Source organism: Pseudohalocynthiibacter aestuariivivens, from assembly GCF_018457175.1.
Classification (GTDB): domain Bacteria; phylum Pseudomonadota; class Alphaproteobacteria; order Rhodobacterales; family Rhodobacteraceae; genus Pseudohalocynthiibacter; species Pseudohalocynthiibacter aestuariivivens.
Genome location: NZ_JAGFNU010000001.1, coordinates 648,343 through 665,449 on the forward strand (window position 1 = coordinate 648,343; position 17,107 = coordinate 665,449).

At 52.7% G+C, this 17,107-nt stretch carries 17 protein-coding genes; 8 read left to right on the plus strand and 9 right to left on the minus strand.

The features are described 5' to 3' along the window. Window positions 1-59: 59 nt before the first annotated feature. Window positions 60-629, minus strand: a complete 570-nt coding sequence (locus J4E70_RS03250) for a histidine phosphatase family protein (protein ID WP_213887611.1) — start codon at window positions 627-629, stop codon at window positions 60-62. After that, a complete protein-coding gene (gene cobU, locus J4E70_RS03255) occupies window positions 626-1,165 on the minus strand; it encodes a bifunctional adenosylcobinamide kinase/adenosylcobinamide-phosphate guanylyltransferase (RefSeq protein WP_213887777.1) in 540 nt (179 codons plus the stop codon). Before cobU ends, J4E70_RS03250 begins: the two co-directional genes overlap by 4 nt. Before the next feature lie 277 nt (window positions 1,166-1,442). Between cobU and coaBC the strand changes: the two genes are divergently transcribed. The 4 genes from coaBC to J4E70_RS03275 all read left to right on the plus strand — a co-directional run bounded on the left by coaBC (window position 1,443) and on the right by J4E70_RS03275 (window position 6,250). Next, window positions 1,443-2,639, plus strand: a complete 1,197-nt coding sequence (gene coaBC / locus J4E70_RS03260) for a bifunctional phosphopantothenoylcysteine decarboxylase/phosphopantothenate--cysteine ligase CoaBC (protein ID WP_213887612.1) — start codon at window positions 1,443-1,445, stop codon at window positions 2,637-2,639. Further along, window positions 2,636-3,103, plus strand: coding sequence for a dUTP diphosphatase (dut, locus tag J4E70_RS03265; RefSeq protein ID WP_213887613.1), 468 nt, complete (start codon window positions 2,636-2,638; stop codon window positions 3,101-3,103). Before coaBC ends, dut begins: the two co-directional genes overlap by 4 nt. Continuing rightward, the gene (locus J4E70_RS03270) at window positions 3,103-4,158 is read left to right on the plus strand and encodes a HesA/MoeB/ThiF family protein (protein ID WP_213887614.1); all 1,056 of its coding nucleotides are present in this window, start codon (window positions 3,103-3,105) and stop codon (window positions 4,156-4,158) included. Before dut ends, J4E70_RS03270 begins: the two co-directional genes overlap by 1 nt. Before the next feature lie 67 nt (window positions 4,159-4,225). Then, window positions 4,226-6,250, plus strand: a complete 2,025-nt coding sequence (locus J4E70_RS03275; protein ID WP_213887615.1) for a M3 family metallopeptidase — start codon at window positions 4,226-4,228, stop codon at window positions 6,248-6,250. A 17-nt stretch (window positions 6,251-6,267) separates the two neighbouring features. Here the strand turns inward: J4E70_RS03275 and J4E70_RS03280 are convergent, their stop codons facing one another. Continuing rightward, the gene (locus tag J4E70_RS03280) at window positions 6,268-7,158 is read right to left on the minus strand and encodes a cation diffusion facilitator family transporter (protein WP_213887616.1); all 891 of its coding nucleotides are present in this window, start codon (window positions 7,156-7,158) and stop codon (window positions 6,268-6,270) included. Continuing rightward, window positions 7,142-7,660, minus strand: coding sequence for an SH3 domain-containing protein (locus J4E70_RS03285; RefSeq protein WP_213887617.1), 519 nt, complete (start codon window positions 7,658-7,660; stop codon window positions 7,142-7,144). The genes J4E70_RS03280 and J4E70_RS03285 overlap by 17 nt, the downstream gene beginning before the upstream one ends. Window positions 7,661-7,788: 128 nt before the next feature. Between J4E70_RS03285 and J4E70_RS03290 the strand changes: the two genes are divergently transcribed. Next, a complete protein-coding gene (locus tag J4E70_RS03290) occupies window positions 7,789-8,775 on the plus strand; it encodes a 2-hydroxyacid dehydrogenase (RefSeq protein ID WP_213887618.1) in 987 nt (328 codons plus the stop codon). Window positions 8,776-9,095: 320 nt separating this feature from the next. Here the strand turns inward: J4E70_RS03290 and J4E70_RS19255 are convergent, their stop codons facing one another. The 4 genes from J4E70_RS19255 to panC all read right to left on the minus strand — a co-directional run bounded on the left by J4E70_RS19255 (window position 9,096) and on the right by panC (window position 11,653). Beyond that, complete coding sequence (locus J4E70_RS19255; protein ID WP_246531576.1) at window positions 9,096-9,503, minus strand: TauD/TfdA dioxygenase family protein; 408 nt, start codon at window positions 9,501-9,503, stop codon at window positions 9,096-9,098. Beyond that, window positions 9,500-9,904 (minus strand): TauD/TfdA family dioxygenase, encoded by a 405-nt coding sequence (locus tag J4E70_RS19260; protein WP_246531577.1) that lies wholly within the window; start codon window positions 9,902-9,904, stop codon window positions 9,500-9,502. The genes J4E70_RS19255 and J4E70_RS19260 overlap by 4 nt, the downstream gene beginning before the upstream one ends. Window positions 9,905-9,987: 83 nt before the next feature. Continuing rightward, the gene (gene panB / locus J4E70_RS03300) at window positions 9,988-10,797 is read right to left on the minus strand and encodes a 3-methyl-2-oxobutanoate hydroxymethyltransferase (protein WP_213887619.1); all 810 of its coding nucleotides are present in this window, start codon (window positions 10,795-10,797) and stop codon (window positions 9,988-9,990) included. 10 nt (window positions 10,798-10,807) lie between these two features. After that, window positions 10,808-11,653, minus strand: coding sequence for a pantoate--beta-alanine ligase (panC, locus tag J4E70_RS03305; RefSeq protein ID WP_213887620.1), 846 nt, complete (start codon window positions 11,651-11,653; stop codon window positions 10,808-10,810). A gap of 185 nt (window positions 11,654-11,838) precedes the next feature. Here panC and J4E70_RS03310 point away from each other — a divergent pair, with 185 nt between their 5' ends. The 3 genes from J4E70_RS03310 to J4E70_RS03320 all read left to right on the plus strand — a co-directional run bounded on the left by J4E70_RS03310 (window position 11,839) and on the right by J4E70_RS03320 (window position 16,494). Beyond that, window positions 11,839-14,346 (plus strand): GcvT family protein, encoded by a 2,508-nt coding sequence (locus J4E70_RS03310; RefSeq protein WP_213887621.1) that lies wholly within the window; start codon window positions 11,839-11,841, stop codon window positions 14,344-14,346. A gap of 143 nt (window positions 14,347-14,489) precedes the next feature. After that, on the plus strand, window positions 14,490-15,377 hold the full coding sequence (locus J4E70_RS03315; protein ID WP_213887622.1) for a DMT family transporter: 888 nt from the start codon (window positions 14,490-14,492) through the stop codon (window positions 15,375-15,377). A gap of 112 nt (window positions 15,378-15,489) precedes the next feature. Beyond that, window positions 15,490-16,494, plus strand: a complete 1,005-nt coding sequence (locus J4E70_RS03320) for a class I SAM-dependent methyltransferase (RefSeq protein WP_213887623.1) — start codon at window positions 15,490-15,492, stop codon at window positions 16,492-16,494. Between the two features lie 86 nt (window positions 16,495-16,580). Here J4E70_RS03320 and J4E70_RS03325 read toward each other — a convergent pair whose 3' ends face one another. Continuing rightward, on the minus strand, window positions 16,581-16,973 hold the full coding sequence (locus J4E70_RS03325; RefSeq protein ID WP_213887624.1) for a response regulator: 393 nt from the start codon (window positions 16,971-16,973) through the stop codon (window positions 16,581-16,583). Between the last annotated feature and the right edge of the window lie 134 nt (window positions 16,974-17,107).

Consider the following 17,107-nt stretch of genomic DNA (forward strand, 5'->3'; position numbering starts at 1 on the left):
GAGCCAGAGGGTAGCGAATGATCGACCATCAATAAAACGAATATTTTTGCTAATACTCATCAAGGATGATGATTGATGTGGCGCGCGTGCCATACACCGTTGTCGTGGGTGAGCGCTGTCACAGAAAAATTCTCGATCTTCTGCGCCAGTGTTTCATAGGCACTCAGCCCAAGCGCGCGCTGCACCTGGGTCAAAATGGTGCCCATATGCGCAACTGCTATGATATGTGCGGGAGCGTCATACGCGTCGACAAACGCGCTGACACGTGACGATAGTTCATTCCAGCTTTCGCCGTCCGGGGCTGCAAGATCGCCGGGCATTTCCCAGAACTGGCGGATCAACGAGTCCTCTTCGCTGTCGATCTCATCAAAATGACGCGCTTCCCAGCTGCCGAAATTGATTTCTCTTAAAGCACGCACATGGGGCAGACGGGCCCGCTGCCCCTGTATCGCGCTCGCTGTGTCCGATGCGCGACTGAGATCAGAAGAAACAACCGGCGCTTGGGCAGGTAAGAATTCATGCAATCGACGAAGCCTGTACACATCAGACAAATCCGCAGGAGCATCTGTCCAGCCAATCATATCTTTACGATGCGTCGGCCCATGTCGAACCCACCACCAGGTTGTCATAGCCAACCTTTCGGCAAATCGCCCTTCAGAACCATTGGCAAACCTGCCATCACTGTAACCACAAGGTCAGAAACCTCGGCAAGCCGTTGATTAAGCTGGCCTTGTGCGTTTCGAAACTGCCGCGAAAGCGCGTTTTCAGGCACAATGCCTGCACCTACCTCATTGCTGACAACAACAACTGGTGCTGCACAGTTGGTAAGTGCGGCCAAAAGATGGGCTTCTTTGGCAACAAGGTCATGCTCTGCCAGCAGATGGTTTGTTAACCAAAGTGTCGCGCAATCAAAAAGCACAACCTCAGCAGCACCCGCACCAACCAATGCATCTGTTACATCAAATGGTGCTTCAACAGTGCGCCAGTCCGGGCCCCGCCTTTCTCTGTGATCAGCGATTTTCGCTTCCATTTCGGCGTCAAAACTTTTCGCTGTCGCAATGTAAACCCTGGGCCGTTCGCTACGCGCAACCAACCTTTCTGCAAACGCGGATTTACCAGAAGCAGCACCTCCAACCACAAGGCTGAGCGAAGGGAGCATGAGCATTTCCTTTGTTATCAATTTGTCGCAACAACACCGAATGCTGATAGCGATAAAACAGTACATTATCGCCGGAAAGACCAGATGCAAACCTGACGCTGGCTTTCGTCGCATTTCAAATCACCGCTTTCTTTATCCCTTAAATATCCCCGCGCGGAGCGCAAAATCGCACGAAGTGCCAGAAAAAATGGCGCGGTACGCGCCTCGATCTAAAACTTTGTTTGCTTGTCACTCTGGTCCCGGGGCCGTAAACCTTTGTTGTAAAGAACAGAAAGGCCTGGTCATGCTTGCTGGAAAACGCATTCTTCTGATCATCGGCGGTGGGATCGCGGCGTTTAAGTCGCTTGATCTGATCCGTCGGTTGCGTGAACGCGGCGCAACTGTGACCCCGGTGCTGACGCGCGCCGCTGAAGAATTTGTAACGCCACTGTCGACATCTGCACTGGCCGCTGAAAAAGTTTACCGCGATCTGTTTGATCTGACGGATGAGGCCGAAATGGGCCATATAGAGCTTTCTCGTTCTGCGGATTTCGTTGTTGTTGCTCCGGCAACCGCGGATTTGATGGCAAAGATGGCGGGTGGTCTGGCGAATGACCTTGCATCGACACTTTTGATGGCCACGGACAAACGCGTACTTGTTGCTCCGGCGATGAATGTGCGTATGTGGCAGCACCCGGCGAACCGGCGCAACATTGCGACCCTGAAAGGTGACGGCATCCTTTTTGTCGGTCCGAACGAGGGTGATATGGCATGCGGCGAATATGGCCCCGGTCGCATGGCCGAACCATTGGAAATCGTGGCAGCGGTCGAAGCTGCGCTTGTCTCAGGTCCACTCAAAGGCAAACACATCATCGTAACCTCTGGCCCGACACATGAACCGATTGATCCGGTCCGATATATAGCCAACCGGTCGTCTGGTGCGCAGGGCACTGCGATTGCCCGTGCGCTTGCGGCTTTGGGGGCGGAGGTTACGTTCATAACCGGACCCGCGGAGGTTGATCCGCCTGTGGGTATGGCCGTCAGACGTGTGAATACCGCTAATGAGATGCTTGCGGCTGTTACGTCGGCTTTGCCGGCTGATGCCGCAGTTTTTGCCGCTGCCGTTGCTGATTGGCGTGTGGCTTCTGCTTCGGACTCCAAGATCAAGAAAGACGGCAGTGGTGCACTCCCAGTATTAGAATTCGCCGAAAATCCGGATATTCTGGCCACGGTTTCTAAGATGAAAAAAGATCGTCCAAACCTGGTTGTTGGTTTTGCCGCCGAAACCGACGATGTGATCGCGCATGCAACTGCCAAGCTTGAGCGAAAGGGGTGTGACTGGATCGTCGCAAATGATGTGTCACCGGAAACCGGTATCATGGGGGGCGCAGAAAATGCCGTTACCGTGATCAGCGCGGATGGGGCAGACAACTGGCCGCGCATGACAAAAGCCGCCGTTTCCGAACGCCTTGCCGCTAAAATTGCCGAGGCGCTTTCATGATTCCGCTCATCCGGTTGACCCGCACAGACGACGCTGATCACGCCATTGCGCTTCCCTCTTACGAGACTGCGGGTGCTGCGGGCGCGGATCTGAGAGCAAACCTTGCACCGGATCAGCGTGAAACGGGAATTCATCTTGCACCCGGCGCACGTGCACTTGTTCAGACAGGCCTGCGGCTCGAAATTCCGCCGGGGTTCGAAGTGCAGATCAGGCCGCGATCTGGACTTGCGCTGAAACACGGTATTACGCTTCCAAATGCACCTGGGACAATCGACAGCGACTATCGCGGCCCACTAGGGGTGATCGTGCTGAACGCCGGGCAGGAGACGTTTCACATCGCGCATGGAGATCGCATTGCACAGATGATTGTGGCACCTGTGATTCAGGCTGGCTTTCAACTGGCTGAAAGCCTTTCTGATACGGCGCGTGGTCAGGGCGGATTTGGGTCGACCGGGCGGGGCTGATGGCGTTTTTTCTTTTTCTTTCCTGTGTGCTCTGGGGCATCGGGCACCTGATGCGGGCCCCTTATCGGATGCGCTGGGCGATGATCGGCGTTCTCTATCTTGCTGTATTACTTGCGCATTTCACGCTTCCTGACGAAAATCCGTTACGGCAGAGCATTGGTGGCACCGCCGGTGGCTGGCTTGTACTGGGCGGCGCTATCGCCCTGATTTACGGATATTCCCGTCTTTTGAAGCGGCTGAAAGCGAAGCCTACACCAGCAGAAAAGCCTTCAAATGGTTTGTTTACAGAGACTGAACTAGATCGATACGCACGCCATATTGTCTTGCGTGAACTTGGCGGACCGGGGCAGAAAAAGTTGAAAGAGGCGCGTGTTCTGGTGATCGGGGCAGGCGGGCTCGGCTCACCCGCATTGCTGTATCTCGCGGCAGCGGGTGTAGGGACCATAGGTGTTGTCGATGACGACATCGTCGACAATTCCAACCTGCAAAGGCAGGTCATCCATCGGGACGCGGATATTGGCATCCCAAAGGTTTTTTCCGCTGAACGCGCAATGCTTGCGCAAAACCCCAATGTTGTCGTGAAGCCGTACAATCGCCGCTTAAATGAAACTGACGCTGCTGAACTGATTGCTGACTATGACATCGTGCTTGATGGCACTGATAATTTTGATACCCGCTATCTTGTAAACCGGGCATGTGTTGCGGCGGCGAAACCTCTTGTCTCCGGGGCCCTGACTCAATGGGAGGGCCAGATCAGCACGTTTGATCCGGCCAAGGCCACGCCCTGCTATCAGTGCATTTTCCCTGAAGCTCCAGCGCCAGAGCTTGCGCCGTCCTGTTCGGAAGCCGGTGTGCTTGGTCCGCTGCCGGGCGTCGTTGGGTCCATGATGGCAGTTGAGGCGATCAAGGTGATCACGGGTGCAGGAACGCCGCTTCACAATGCAATGCTGATTTATGATGCCCTTTACGGGGAATCGCGCCGGATCGGGTTGAAACCACGTTCAGATTGCCCTGTTTGCTACTCTGGTGCTCACGAAAAAGATAAGACTGCCTAGAATTAGATTTCGGGTCTGGAACTCTCCTCGCTCGCGCCATAGCTTGCTGTCAAAGGAGATACGCGCCATGACAAACCCGCTGCTATCGCAATGGAATACACCGTTTGAAATTGCCCCGTTTGACAAGATTTCGGACGACGATTTCATGCCTGCCTTTGAAGCCGCGCTTGCCAAAGACCGCGCGAACGTTGATGCGATAGCGAAAAATCCAGAGCCAGCCAGTTTTGCCAATACAATTGAGGCGCTGGAGCTTTCCAGCGAGGCCTTGCATAAGGTTTTGTCTGTCTTCTATACGCTCGCTGGTTCAGACAGCAATCCGGAACGCGAGGCACTGCAACGCGCATTCGCACCTAAACTGGCCGCTTATTCTTCTGAAGTGTTCATGAATGCGGTGTTGTTTGAACGTATTGAAACTCTTTGGAAAAGTCGCGATTCACTGTGTTTGAACAGCGAGCAAGACCGCGTATTGATGCTAACAAGACGCAGTTTTGTAAGGGCAGGGGCCAACCTGCAAGGGTGCGATCGTGAACGCTTGAAAGAGGTAACAAACAGGCTCGCCGTGCTTGGAACCGAGTTCACGCAGAACCTGCTGGCTGACGAACGAGATTGGTTCATGGAATTGGGAGCTGACGATCTTGAGGGTTTGCCGCAATTTGTACTCGACACCGCAAAGTCAGCAGCCGAGGAAAAGGGTGTTTCCGGGCATGTGGTGACCCTGTCTCGCTCGCTCATCGTGCCATTCCTTCAGTTCTCCAGCCGCCGCGATCTGCGCGAAAAAGCGTACCGCGCGTGGGCGGCACGCGGCGCAAATAACGGTGCAACAGACAACCGGGCTATCGCCGCAGAAACGTTGGCGCTACGTCAGGAACGCGCAGAATTGCTGGGCTACAAAAGTTTTGCTGATTTCAAGCTTGAAACCGAAATGGCGAAAACGCCCGCAGCCGTGCGTGATTTGCTGATGCAGGTTTGGTCGCCCGCCAAGGCACAAGCCGATAAAGATGCAGGGGTTCTGACGCATATGATGCAGGACGACGGTGTGAATGGTGTGCTGGAACCCTGGGACTGGCGCTACTACTCGGAAATGCGCCGCAAGGCAGAACATGATCTCGATGAGGCGGAACTTAAACCGTATCTTCAGCTCGATAAAATGATAGAGGCTGCATTTGACTGCTCCACTCGGCTTTTTGGTTTGAAGTTCAAACCGCTTGATGTTGCGCTTTATCATAGTGATGCGCGAGCATGGGATGTCACGCGTAGCGGCAAGCATATTGCTGTATTCATTGGAGACTATTTTGCGCGCGGCTCAAAGCGTTCGGGTGCCTGGTGTTCTGCAATGCGATCTCAAAAGAAGCTTGGCGGTGAAAAGCAGCCCATCGTCATAAACGTCTGCAACTTTGCCAAACCTTCTGCGGGCAGACCCGCATTGTTGTCCTATGACGACGCAAGGACGTTGTTTCACGAATTTGGGCACGCTCTGCATCAAATGTTGTCGGACGTAACCTACGAATCCATTTCCGGCACCTCTGTTGCACGGGACTTCGTTGAACTGCCAAGCCAGCTTTATGAACACTGGCTGGAAGTTCCAGAGGTGTTAGCAAAGTATGCAGTACATGCCGAGACAGGTGAACCAATGCCAAAGGCGTTGTTAGACAGTCTTCTGGAGGCACAGACTTATGATATGGGCTTTTCGACGGTTGAGTATGTCGCATCTGCCCTTGTTGATTTGGCTTTTCACGAAGGCGCTGCTCCATCCGATCCGATTGCGAAACAGTCCGAGATTTTGGAAGAAATAGGTATGCCGCATGCGATTGAAATGCGCCACCGGACACCTCAGTTTGCCCATGTCTTTTCAGGCGACGGCTATTCCAGTGCTTATTACAGCTACATGTGGTCAGAAGTAATGGATGCCGACGCCTTTGAGGCCTTTGAGGAAGCGGACGGTGCGTTTGACCCGGAGATGGCGGAAAAACTTGAAAAGCATATCTTGTCGGCGGGTGGCTCTGAAGAACCCGATACCCTCTATACAGCATTTCGCGGGCGGATGCCGGGGGTTGAGGCATTGCTGAAAGGGCGCGGGTTGATTCAGGCATGATCTAAACAGGACGTTGTTTAGACAGGGTCCTTATGGATAATCAGATCAACCTCTGGATAACGGCTGATTATATCGCGTTTCAATGCGGCACCAATAGCGTGGGCGTCCTTCAAAGACAGATCACCGTCAAGTTCCAGATGCAGGTTAATATAAACCTTTGATCCAGCTGTACGTGATTTCAGATCATGATAGCCAAGAACACCTGGCCAATTGGTAATGATTGCTTCTATCGCTGCAATGAGTTCGAGATCTGCATTTCTGTCCATCAATGCATCCCAGGCTTTCTTGCCTATTCGTGTGCCGCCAAAAAAGAGCAAACCAGCAGCGCCAAGCGCCACAAAACTATCAAGCGAAGCAAAGCCATATCGGGAAGAAACCCAAAGCGACACCAGCGCACCGATACTGGGAATTAAATCCGCCAGATAATGAACTGAGTCCGCCTGAACCACTGCATTTGACGTCCGCCTCACGACGTGACGCTGCCAAAGCAACAGCAAAACCGTGAGGCTGATCGAAATAATCATGACCACCATTCCGCGGCCTTCGGCATTCAGTTGAACAGGGGACTCTGATGTTAGCCTGCTTATGGCGGCCCAACAGATTGCACCGGCGGAAATCAGAATAAAGACCGCCTGACCGAGCGCGACAAGGTCTTCAGCCGAGGTGTGGCCAAAGGCATGATCCTCGTCAGGGGGCCGCGCCGCATAAATGATCGCCGTAAGGCCTGCCAGTGACACGATGAGATCAAGTGCGCTATCCGCCGCCGAGGCTGCGATCGACAATGCCCCTGTTTCCCGAAGCGCCCATACTTTCAGGAAAACCAGAACCAACGCGACGCTGACGGAGAGCGCACCAGCGCTAAGGCTAAGTTTCAGTCGTTGTTTATGCGGGTCAATCGCGTTCTTCATTGGTACCGACACCCCAAAGGGTGGATTTTTGCGCCCACCCGCGATACCCGTCTGCGGTGATCCGACACCAATTGATGTTACATTCACCGAGTCTCGCGATCACGCCGAGCTCAAGCCGTGCTGTTACCGGGGCGTTTTCAGCAGGGGTGGTTCGCAAAGCGAGCATGTCTTCTTCAATAATTACGGTGCGAGCCCCGGATAGCAATGAGTAATGAATCCACCCGCCAGCACCATCACGGTCCTGCACGCGGCGCCAATTCCCGTATTCAGCAGTAATTTTTAAGGGCATTTGCGGATGTCGGAAGATCCAGTCAATCCGGTGTGTCAGCCCGGGGCCGCGCCTTACATTCCCCTCTGCCGCTTTCATCGAAACAAACCGCGGTATTGGCAAGTTGGTCACCGGCCCTCGCGCGACTGCCTGCGACGAATCCTGACTATTGGCATGGGTTTGGCTTGCCCAAAATGCGCAAACTGCCAGAACAATAATGAGAATGCGGGTCATGCTGGTCTCGCCCGAAATAGCCTGTTACCATTTTTTGCCGTCCTGCGGCGTCCGGGTTCTTGTGTCCCGCGTTTCTATCAGTCACTTTGCCATTAAGAAGAGTTGTTGGAAAGTAGAGGGAGAGCAAAATGCCTGCTGAGCGTCTAAGTGTTGTCGTGACGCGACGGTTGCCCGAGGTCGTCGAAACCCGGATGTCGGAACTTTTCAACGTGGAGTTGCGTGAAGATGATTTGCCGATGACTCGGGAAAATTTGGTCAATGCGATGAAACGCGCCGACGTATTGGTACCCACCCTCACGGATACGATTGATTCCGGTATGCTGGCAGCAGCCGGGGACAAACTGAAGCTGATTGCGAACTACGGTGCCGGTGTGGACCATATTGATGTGCAATCAGCGCGTCAGCGTGGCATTCTTGTCTCCAATACGCCAGGTGTTGTGACAGAAGACACAGCAGATATGACGCTTGCACTGTTACTGGCAGTGACGCGGCGCATTCCGGAAGGTTTGTCGCTCATGCAGTCTGGCGAATGGCAGGGCTGGGCGCCTACCGCCTTGCTCGGTGGGCGTGTCGGAGGACGGCGGCTTGGCATATTGGGAATGGGACGCATCGGGCAGGCTGTGGCACGTCGCGCCCAGGCCTTTGGTATGCAGATCCACTATCATAACCGTAAACGTGTTCACGCCAATATTGAAGAGGCGCTTGAGGCAACTTGGTGGGACAGCCTTGATCAGATGGTAAGCCGTATGGACGTTTTGTCGATCAATTGCCCTCACACGCCAAGCACGTTTCACCTGATAAATTCCAGACGATTGAAACTTATGAAACCAACCGCGGTCATCGTTAATACGTCACGTGGAGAAGTGATTGATGAAAACGCGCTCACACGGATGCTGCGCACGGGCGAGATTGCGGGTGCGGGACTTGACGTTTTCGAGCGGGGTGCAGAAATCAACCCACGTCTGAAAGAACTAAAAAATGTTGTGCTCTTGCCGCATATGGGCTCCGCCACGATAGAGGGCCGCGTCGAGATGGGTGAGAAAGTTTTAATAAACATCAAGACCTATGCGGACGGGCACCGCCCGCCTGATCTTGTTGTTCCAAGCATGCTTTAATGTGAAACGCCCGGCTTTACCTCGGATTGAGCTCACCAAACTGAGGCGCGGAACGCGCCACTTCTTCTGGCACTTCGTGCGGTTTCGCGCGCTGCGCGGGGATATTTAAGGGATAAAGAAAGTAAAGATTGTCGCTTTCTTTATCCCTTAAATATCCTCAGTGCGAAGCACATAGCGAACCCCAACCGGGGTGAGTAAAAACAGTGGCGCGTTCCGCGCCTCATTTTACAAGCTTAATACTCCTATGCGCGCTTGGAATTTTGCGTGTGTGTCAGTGAATCGGAACGACAATCATTTGTCACTGTAACCCGGTTCTTAATTCAACGATGTGGTAGATAGTCAGAAATGGCATAATGCATGGTGCGTCGGTTGTCCCATATGGCAATTGCATTTTCGTTCCATTTGAAGTGGACTTGAAATTCGGGCTGGTCCATATGGTCAAAAAGATAATACAAAAGGCGTCTTGACGCGACAGATGTCATGCCAACCACATGAACGGTGACTCCGGGGTCTGCAAAAAGAAAGGGCCGCCCCGTCGTCGGATGGTTTCTGACAATCGGATGAATAGCACTGCCAAACCGTTGGTGTGCGGCTGTGAGCCGGTTTGTGTCACCGTCAGGTTCATTGACCGTAAAGTTGTTGCGGAAGTCGCTCATGTTATGAACCGCACGAAGTTCCGCCAAATCTTGTTTCATACCATTGGGCAGTGCGTCATAAGCCGCAGTCATTGATGACCAGAGCGTGTCTCCTCCGACAGGCGGAATGACGCGGCTATACAGACGCGGCTATACAGAATCGATGCGAATGGCGGCTCTGCTTTGAAGGTTGCATCCGTGTGCCAAGCATCGGTGTCTGGAGGATTATCTATGCTGAAATCAAGCAACATAACCTGAGGGTGGCCTTCGACATGTGGGCAAATTGGGTGCGGGGGTTCAGGTTCCCCAAAGCTTTTCGCAAACTCTAGCTGGCTTTCCGGCGAAAGGTCTTGATCACGAAAAAAGAGCACCTGATGCGCCATCAGCGTGTCATAAATCTGGTCCTGAACTTTATCGCTGAGCGGTTTCGAAAAATCGATGCCGCTGATTTCGACACCGATGTGCCTCGTCAACTGGTTGATTTCAAATGTCAAAGACCCCTCCTTTTCTCAAAGGAGAGTGACTGATGTTAACACCGGGTTGCCTGTTTGGGAAAAGACAAAAGATCCCGTGCGTGTCAGTTGTAGGTTTGATCTTTCCCCGGGAACACCCGGCTTTTTACTTCGTCAGTGTAATCAGACACTGCTTTTTCGATCATTGGCCCAAGAGTTCCGTAGACCTTCACAAATTTCGGTGTCCATGGGTTCATGCCCAGCATATCCTCAAGCACAAGAATTTGGCCGTCGCAATCGGCCGAGGCGCCAATGCCTATTGTCGGAATGTCGATCTGTTTCGTAATTTTTGCCGCCAGCGGTTCAACCATTCCTTCAAGAACGACGGCAAAAGCACCCGCTTCGGCAACGGCAGTAGCATCTGCCTCATGTGCGGCCCATGTTTCCTCGTCGCGCCCTTGCGTTTTGAAGCCACCCATCACGTGGCTTGATTGTGGTGTAAGACCGGTATGGGCCATCACTGGAATACCGCGTTCGGTCAGAAATCTGATCGTCTCTGCCATGCGTGTTCCGCCTTCAAGCTTTACCGCGCCACACCCTGTTTCCTTCATGATTTTTGCCGCATTGCGAAAGGCCATGTTTGGGCTTTCCTCGTAAGTTCCAAAGGGCATGTCGACGACGATAAGCGCTTTTTCCGTGCCTCTGACCACCGCCTTGCCATGCATAATCATCAGATCAAGCGGGACGCCAACCGTGCTGTCCATACCATGCATCACCATGCCAAGACTGTCCCCGACGAGAATAAAGTCGGCGTATTTGTCGACGATAGCTGCGGTATGGGCGTGATAGCTGGTAAGCGAAACAATGGGTTCTCCGCCTTTACGCGCAGCAATTTGCGGAACGGTTGTGCGGCGGACTTTGTTTTGAACGGACATTGAAGGCTCCTTATGGGTGGGCGACGCGCTGGTCGATCAGTAGTGTTTCGCCAAATTGCGCGGAAATCATGATTGCGACCGGCGAGGTGATTTGGCCGGATACCTCTGACAAATCGTCGGCACCACAGATATCCACGGCTTTCACACTAGCACGGGGTTCTGCAGAGATAACGCTTTTAACGGCGTCACGCAGGGTTTCAACGGTGCATCCTTTGGCGACCAGTCGTTCCGCTTCGTCCAGAGACTGGTTCAGAACAACAGCAGCTTTACGATCTTCTGCTGCAAGACGCAGGTTGCGCGAAGACATCGCAAGACCGTCCGCCTCGCGTACAGTCGGGAGCCCCACGATTTCCACTGGAAAATGCAGATCGTGAACCATTCGACGAATGACCTGCAATTGCTGATAATCCTTTTCACCAAACACAGCGACATCGGGTTGCACGATGTTGAACAGTTTGGCGACAACAGTTGTGACACCACGAAAATGCCCTGGCCTGACAAGCCCATGCAGCATGTTCGCAAGGCGTGTTGTTTCGACAATCGTTTCCGCGCCTTCCGGGTAAATCACATTGGCATCCGGCATAAAGACGGCAGCTACATTTGCGGCTCTCAGTTGTCTAAGGTCTTCGTCAATTGTGTCCGGATAGGCGGCCAGGTCGTCGGCGTTTTCAAACTGTGTCGGATTGACAAAGATCGAAACAACAACCTGATCCGAGATACGGGATGCTTCTTTCACCAATGCAAGATGTCCGGCATGAAGCGCGCCCATAGTCGGCACCAAACCGACCCGTGCTCCGCCATTGCGCATGGAAGCGACACTGCCACGGATATCGCGAACGTTGTGGTAAACGTACATTCCGGCTTCTCTTTTTCTATCCTCAGCGTGTTATGACAAGATAATGCTGCGACTGCAAAATAAATTCTGCCTTACATCATTTCGCGTGCAGGTCGGTTTCGCGCTATGTTGGGTCGGATGGACCTCTCATTTCACGGGAAAATCCGTCAAATTAACATCAGAAAATTCCAAAGAGAGTCGTGACGATGAAAACGCATGTCAAAGCACTGGTAGTTGGTGGTGGAGCAGTAGGAAGTTCCATCGCATATCATCTGGCTAAAGCGGGCTGGGAAGATGTGATGCTGTTGGAGCGGGATGAACTGACCTCTGGTTCAACCTGGCACGCCGCAGGTTTGCTGCCGCTGTTCAACATGTCGTATGCGACAACCCATATCCACAAGTATTCTGTGGACTTCTACAAAACGCTTGAGGAAGAGACTGGCCTCAACGCCGGTTTTGCAGTCGTCGGAAACTTGCGAATGGCACAAACGCAGGAGCGTATGGATGAATATATGCTCTATGCGTCAACGGCTGAAACCTGCGAAGTGCCATTCGAATGGTTGACCGCGGATGAAATCAAGGCGCGCTGGCCGCTGATCCGCACAGACGACCTGAAAGGCGCGATCTATCACAATACCGATGGCTACATTAACCCGGCAGATGTGACGCAAGCGATGGCCAAGGGCGCGAGGCAACGCGGAGTAGTGATTGAACGCAAATGGCAGGCGGATGCGTTCCACTGGAACGGCGAAGCCTGGGAGGTGACCTGTACTAAAATGATCGAAAAGGGTGGCAACCTTGTCCCGTCAGACGAACAGATCGTCGTGACAGCCGAACACGTTGTAACCGCCTCCGGCAACCACGCGCAACGCACCGCTAAAATGCTGGGCATCAAGATTCCGGCGATTCCGGTTGAACACCAGTTTATTGTTATGGATCAGGACCCGGAACTGGTGAAATACCGTGCCGAGGGGAATGCGGAGCACCCGGTTATTCGGGATGCAGACGCACAAAGCTACGTGCGCGAAGAACGCGGTGGCTGGATTCTGGGTGTTTATGAGAAAAACGCACCTGCCGTATTTGAGCATGGTGTGCCCGACAGTTTCCGTGCTGACCTGTTCCCGCTCGATCTGGAGCGGATCGAAGAACAATATATGGCGATGATCCACCGTGTTCCCTCGTGCGAAGAAAGCGGCTTGAAAGACGATTTCAACGGCCCGATCTGTTACACCCCTGACGGCAACCCGTTGGTTGGCCCTGCACCGGGTTTGCGCAACATGTGGCTTGCGGAAGGGTTTTCCTTCGGGATCACTGCTGCGGGTGGTACCGGATACTTCCTGGCACAAATGATGGTTGAAGGCGAAGCCGAGATCGACATGGCATCGCTTGATCCGAAACGCTACAGCCAGAACTGGATGACCACCGAGTTTGCAGCGCGAAAGAACGAAGAGTGCTACGATCACGTTTATGTCCTGCACCACCCTGACGAAGAGCGCCCTGCGTGCCGCCCCTTGCGAACTGTTCCAGCCTACGACCGTCATAAAGCGCGTGGCGCACAGTTTGGTTTTGTGAATGGATGGGAGCGCCCCAACTATTTCGGCCCACTGGATGCGCCGGAAAATTTCGACCACGACAGCCGCTCTTTCCGCCGCGGCGAATGGTGGCAATATGCCGTGGAAGAAGCCAAGGCGATCCGCAATGGCGTTGGTCTGATTGATGCATCTGCCTTTACCAAGCACGTTGTTAAAGGCCCAGGTGCCACACAGTTTCTTGACTGGTTCACTTGTAACAAGCTGCCAAAGATCGGCCGTATCAATCTGACCTATGCCCTGACAGACCATGGAACCACCCGCACGGAATACACGATCGTGCGGAATGGCGAGAATAATTACTACCTCGTCTCTGCGGGGGCGTGGACAGAATATGACGCGGACTTCCTGCGTAAAGCGGCCGAAGACAAGATGGATGAATTTGGCTACATCGAAATTCAGGATGTAACGACACAATGGGGTGTTTTCGCCATTGCTGGTCCAAAATCCCGCGATGTTCTGAAAGACGTCATCAAAGACGCTGATCCTGAAACCGCGCTGTCCAACAAGCGGTTCCCATGGCTGTCTGCCAAGCAGATTGAACTTGGCATGTGCCCGGTAAATGCGATCCGCGTTGCGTACACGGGTGAGCTTGGCTGGGAGCTGCACCACCCGATTGAAATGCAGAATTACCTGTTTGATCTGCTTGAAAAAGCGGGCGAAAAACACGGAATGAAACTGGTTGGTGCTCGTGCTCAAAACTGGTTGCGTCAGGAAAAATCCTACCGTGCCTTTGGCAACGAACTTGGCCGTGATGCGAATCCCCTAGAGGCTGATCTGCCGCGGTTTGTTGACCTATCAAAAGAGTTCAATGGCAAAGCAGCGATGGAAAAAACCGGTGTCCGCGTAAAATGCGTGACCTTGCTGATAAATGGCCCATCTGATGCTGATCCATGGGGTCGTGAGGTGCTTTATACACCTGACGGTACCCGCGTGGGTCGCCTGACCTCTGGTGGGTATTCTGTGGCATTCGAAAAATCCATCGGCATGGGGTATGTCAGGCCAGAATATTCTGAAGTCGGAACAAAGCTCAAGGTGCGGCTGCAACGCGAGCTTTGGGATGCGGAGATCGTCGAAGATAGCCCCTATGATCCGAAAAACGCGGTGATCCGTATAGACGGGTAAGTGTCGTTGCGCCCGGAGTCCTCCACGACTCCGGGCGGTTTTAAGTTTCATCCCCCCTAGCTTTGGTGTCGAGGTTGCGCTTTGACATCCCGCGTCCTGTTGGTGTAGCCGCGAAGTTGTAAGTCTTTCTGGAAAGCCGTGTGATGCAGCTTCATCCTCCAACCCCGGGCTTTGCGTCAGGGGCAGTGTTTGTTTCTGCGTCTGCGTGGGGGCTTTACTGGATTCCACTACGGTATCTGGAAAATCAGGGTGTGGACGGTACGTGGGCGATTGCCTTACTAAATTTCCCCGCTGCCTGCGCGCTTGCAGTCGTTGTTTTGTTGCAATGGCGTTCACATAAGGAAAGTCTTGGTAAAGCCGCCGCGATTGGTGCCTTGGCAGGATTCGGTCTGGCGCTTTATGCCTCTGGGTTGGTATATTCGTCCGTCGTGCGCGCAACGCTGCTTTTCTATCTTACACCGGTCTGGGCAACACTGATTGGCATGGTATGGCTTGGCGAAAAAGCATCCTGGCAGCGATGGGCCGCGATCTTAGGTGGCCTCGCAGGTTTGGTGCTTCTGGTGTCAGGCGGTGGTTCTGTCCCTTTCAACATCGGGGATGTGTTCGCACTATTTTCCGGGGTTTTCTGGGCGCTTGGTGCGGCAATGATTATGCGGTTTGATGCAGTGCCTTTGCCGGGAATGACGATGTTTCAATTCGCCTTCACGACACTTGGTGCGCTGGTGCTGGGATATTCTGTCAGCATCGTCGATATACCCCACCCAGACTTAGCAAATCGCCTTATACCTTTTGCGTCTATGATTTCGGTTTTTGCCATCCTGCCCGCGGTTGTTGTTCTTTTCTGGGCGCAAAAGTTTTTGTTTCCGGGGCGGGTTGGCTTGCTTATGATGTCAGAAGTTCTTGTTGCAGTGATCACCGCAAGCCTGTTTTTGCCAGAAGAGCATATGTCGCCAATCGAATGGCTGGGCGCTGTGCTCATCATCGGTGCTTGTCTGTTTGAAGTTCTGCTTACACCGCGTGAGAATTTTTAAGTTGTGCGCCCGCAAAACTGGCGTGCCAAACAAGCTTTTCAATTTAGTGATTTGTCTCCGGGCTCTTTTTTATGTTCAGATAGCAAATCTCTTTTGATTGAAGGAGGCCAGAATGGAACTTTCAGAAGCGGAAATTCAAGTTCTTGCGTCACTGGAAAAGGCGCGTGTCGAAAGCAAAGATACAGATAGGCATTCGCTGGAAGCAGAGGCTGACAGGTTTTGGATTTTCCTTGAAGACTGGTCTGACGCCTATTTCAGCCTTCAGAAAAAGGGCCTGATCGAAGGCGATCAAAAGGGCTACCGCCTAACTGAAAGCGGTCATCCCCTGGCGCAACAATATCACCACCAGCGGCCCGATATGTACTGGTATTATTACCAAAGGTTCTATCAGGCGGCGCGTGCAAGTGCGGCGCATTCAGAGCTTTGCAGGCAGGTTTTCGGTAAGGATTTATGTCAGGAAGGCCAGACAGATATGGCCGCACTTGATGATCTGCTCGAGCTTCTGGATCTCAAACCGGGAGAAGAGGTTTTGGATCTTGGTTGCGGCGCCGGTGTGATTGCGGAACATATTTCTGACCAGAAAGATGTATCTGTCACCGGGCTGGACTACGCCGATCCGGCGATTGCCGAGGCAGTTGAACGAACCAAAGCGAAACGTTCAAAGCTGAAGTTTTTACAAGGCGATATGAATGCACTTGATTTGTCTGAAAACTCCATAGATGCGGTCATTTCGCTTGATACCCTTTATTGGGTTTCAGACCTTGAAAAGACGTTGTCGATGCTGATGATCGCTATGCGCCCGGGTGGTCGAATGGGAATATTCATGAACCATCACATAGCGGACGGCGATGACCAGTCTGAGTTGGCACCTGAGTCTGCCGATCTTTCAAAGGCACTTACCAATCTTGGGGTGTCCTTCACGACCCGTGACTACACGGTTCAGATTGGGGGCTTCTGGCGCAAAAACTGGAAAGCGGCAGCTGACTTGAAGCAAAGGTTTGAGGCCGAGGGCAACGGCTTTATCGCCGAGAGCCTCATTCGCGAAGCTGAAGAGGATTACTTGCCCGATATCAATTCTGGAAAAATCGCGCGCTACCTATACTACGTTCAGTGCTGATCCAGCGTCTGCACTGCATCAACTTTCAGTTCCAAGATGTTGTAATAAATAAAAAATGGTTCCTGATTACCGGGACCAATCTGACTTCAGGACCCTTTTTGGAACTTGTCCCATGCTGCAGTGATCTGCTCGCCAAGTTCGACAGGGTCAAACGGTTTGGTGATCACGTCAATTGCGTCCGTTTTCATCAAGCCTTCTATTGCGGTTTCTTCTGCCTTGACGGTCAAAAATATCGCTGGAGTATTTGCAAATTCCGGCACCTTGTGAAGCTCTCGCAAGGTTTCTTCACCACTCATATTTGGCATCATTGCATCAAGCAAAAACAAATCCGGCGAAAATGCTTTTGCGGTCTCAACTGCTGCGCTACCGGAGGCGCATTGCTCAACAATAAAGTGCCCCACCAATTCAAGTGACAACCGGGTGACGGCGCGCGTGTCTTCGTCATCATCAACATGTAAAATTTTTCTGAGCTGCGCCATGTATCAACTTTCCTTCGAAACGCTTGTTTAACAGGAAGACAGGCTAAGAAGTCTGTTCATTTCCCTTTATTACGATGAAAAAAAATGAATTTTCAAATCAACGATATAATCATTCAACCCTTCACACAACCTTA

Excerpts from the sequence above, each read along its gene's own strand:
- J4E70_RS03250 (WP_213887611.1), bottom strand. The coding sequence starts at position 629 with ATGACAACCTGGTGGTGGGTTCGACATGGGCCGACGCATCGTAAAGAT.
- cobU (WP_213887777.1), bottom strand. The coding sequence starts at position 1,165 with ATGCTCATGCTCCCTTCGCTCAGCCTTGTGGTTGGAGGTGCTGCTTCT.
- coaBC (WP_213887612.1), top strand. The coding sequence starts at position 1,443 with ATGCTTGCTGGAAAACGCATTCTTCTGATCATCGGCGGTGGGATCGCG.
- dut (WP_213887613.1), top strand. The coding sequence starts at position 2,636 with ATGATTCCGCTCATCCGGTTGACCCGCACAGACGACGCTGATCACGCC.
- J4E70_RS03270 (WP_213887614.1), top strand. The coding sequence starts at position 3,103 with ATGGCGTTTTTTCTTTTTCTTTCCTGTGTGCTCTGGGGCATCGGGCAC.
- J4E70_RS03275 (WP_213887615.1), top strand. The coding sequence starts at position 4,226 with ATGACAAACCCGCTGCTATCGCAATGGAATACACCGTTTGAAATTGCC.
- J4E70_RS03280 (WP_213887616.1), bottom strand. The coding sequence starts at position 7,158 with ATGAAGAACGCGATTGACCCGCATAAACAACGACTGAAACTTAGCCTT.
- J4E70_RS03285 (WP_213887617.1), bottom strand. The coding sequence starts at position 7,660 with ATGACCCGCATTCTCATTATTGTTCTGGCAGTTTGCGCATTTTGGGCA.
- J4E70_RS03290 (WP_213887618.1), top strand. The coding sequence starts at position 7,789 with ATGCCTGCTGAGCGTCTAAGTGTTGTCGTGACGCGACGGTTGCCCGAG.
- J4E70_RS19255 (WP_246531576.1), bottom strand. The coding sequence starts at position 9,503 with ATGACTGCGGCTTATGACGCACTGCCCAATGGTATGAAACAAGATTTG.
- panB (WP_213887619.1), bottom strand. The coding sequence starts at position 10,797 with ATGTCCGTTCAAAACAAAGTCCGCCGCACAACCGTTCCGCAAATTGCT.
- panC (WP_213887620.1), bottom strand. The coding sequence starts at position 11,653 with ATGTACGTTTACCACAACGTTCGCGATATCCGTGGCAGTGTCGCTTCC.
- J4E70_RS03310 (WP_213887621.1), top strand. The coding sequence starts at position 11,839 with ATGAAAACGCATGTCAAAGCACTGGTAGTTGGTGGTGGAGCAGTAGGA.
- J4E70_RS03315 (WP_213887622.1), top strand. The coding sequence starts at position 14,490 with ATGCAGCTTCATCCTCCAACCCCGGGCTTTGCGTCAGGGGCAGTGTTT.
- J4E70_RS03320 (WP_213887623.1), top strand. The coding sequence starts at position 15,490 with ATGGAACTTTCAGAAGCGGAAATTCAAGTTCTTGCGTCACTGGAAAAG.
- J4E70_RS03325 (WP_213887624.1), bottom strand. The coding sequence starts at position 16,973 with ATGGCGCAGCTCAGAAAAATTTTACATGTTGATGATGACGAAGACACG.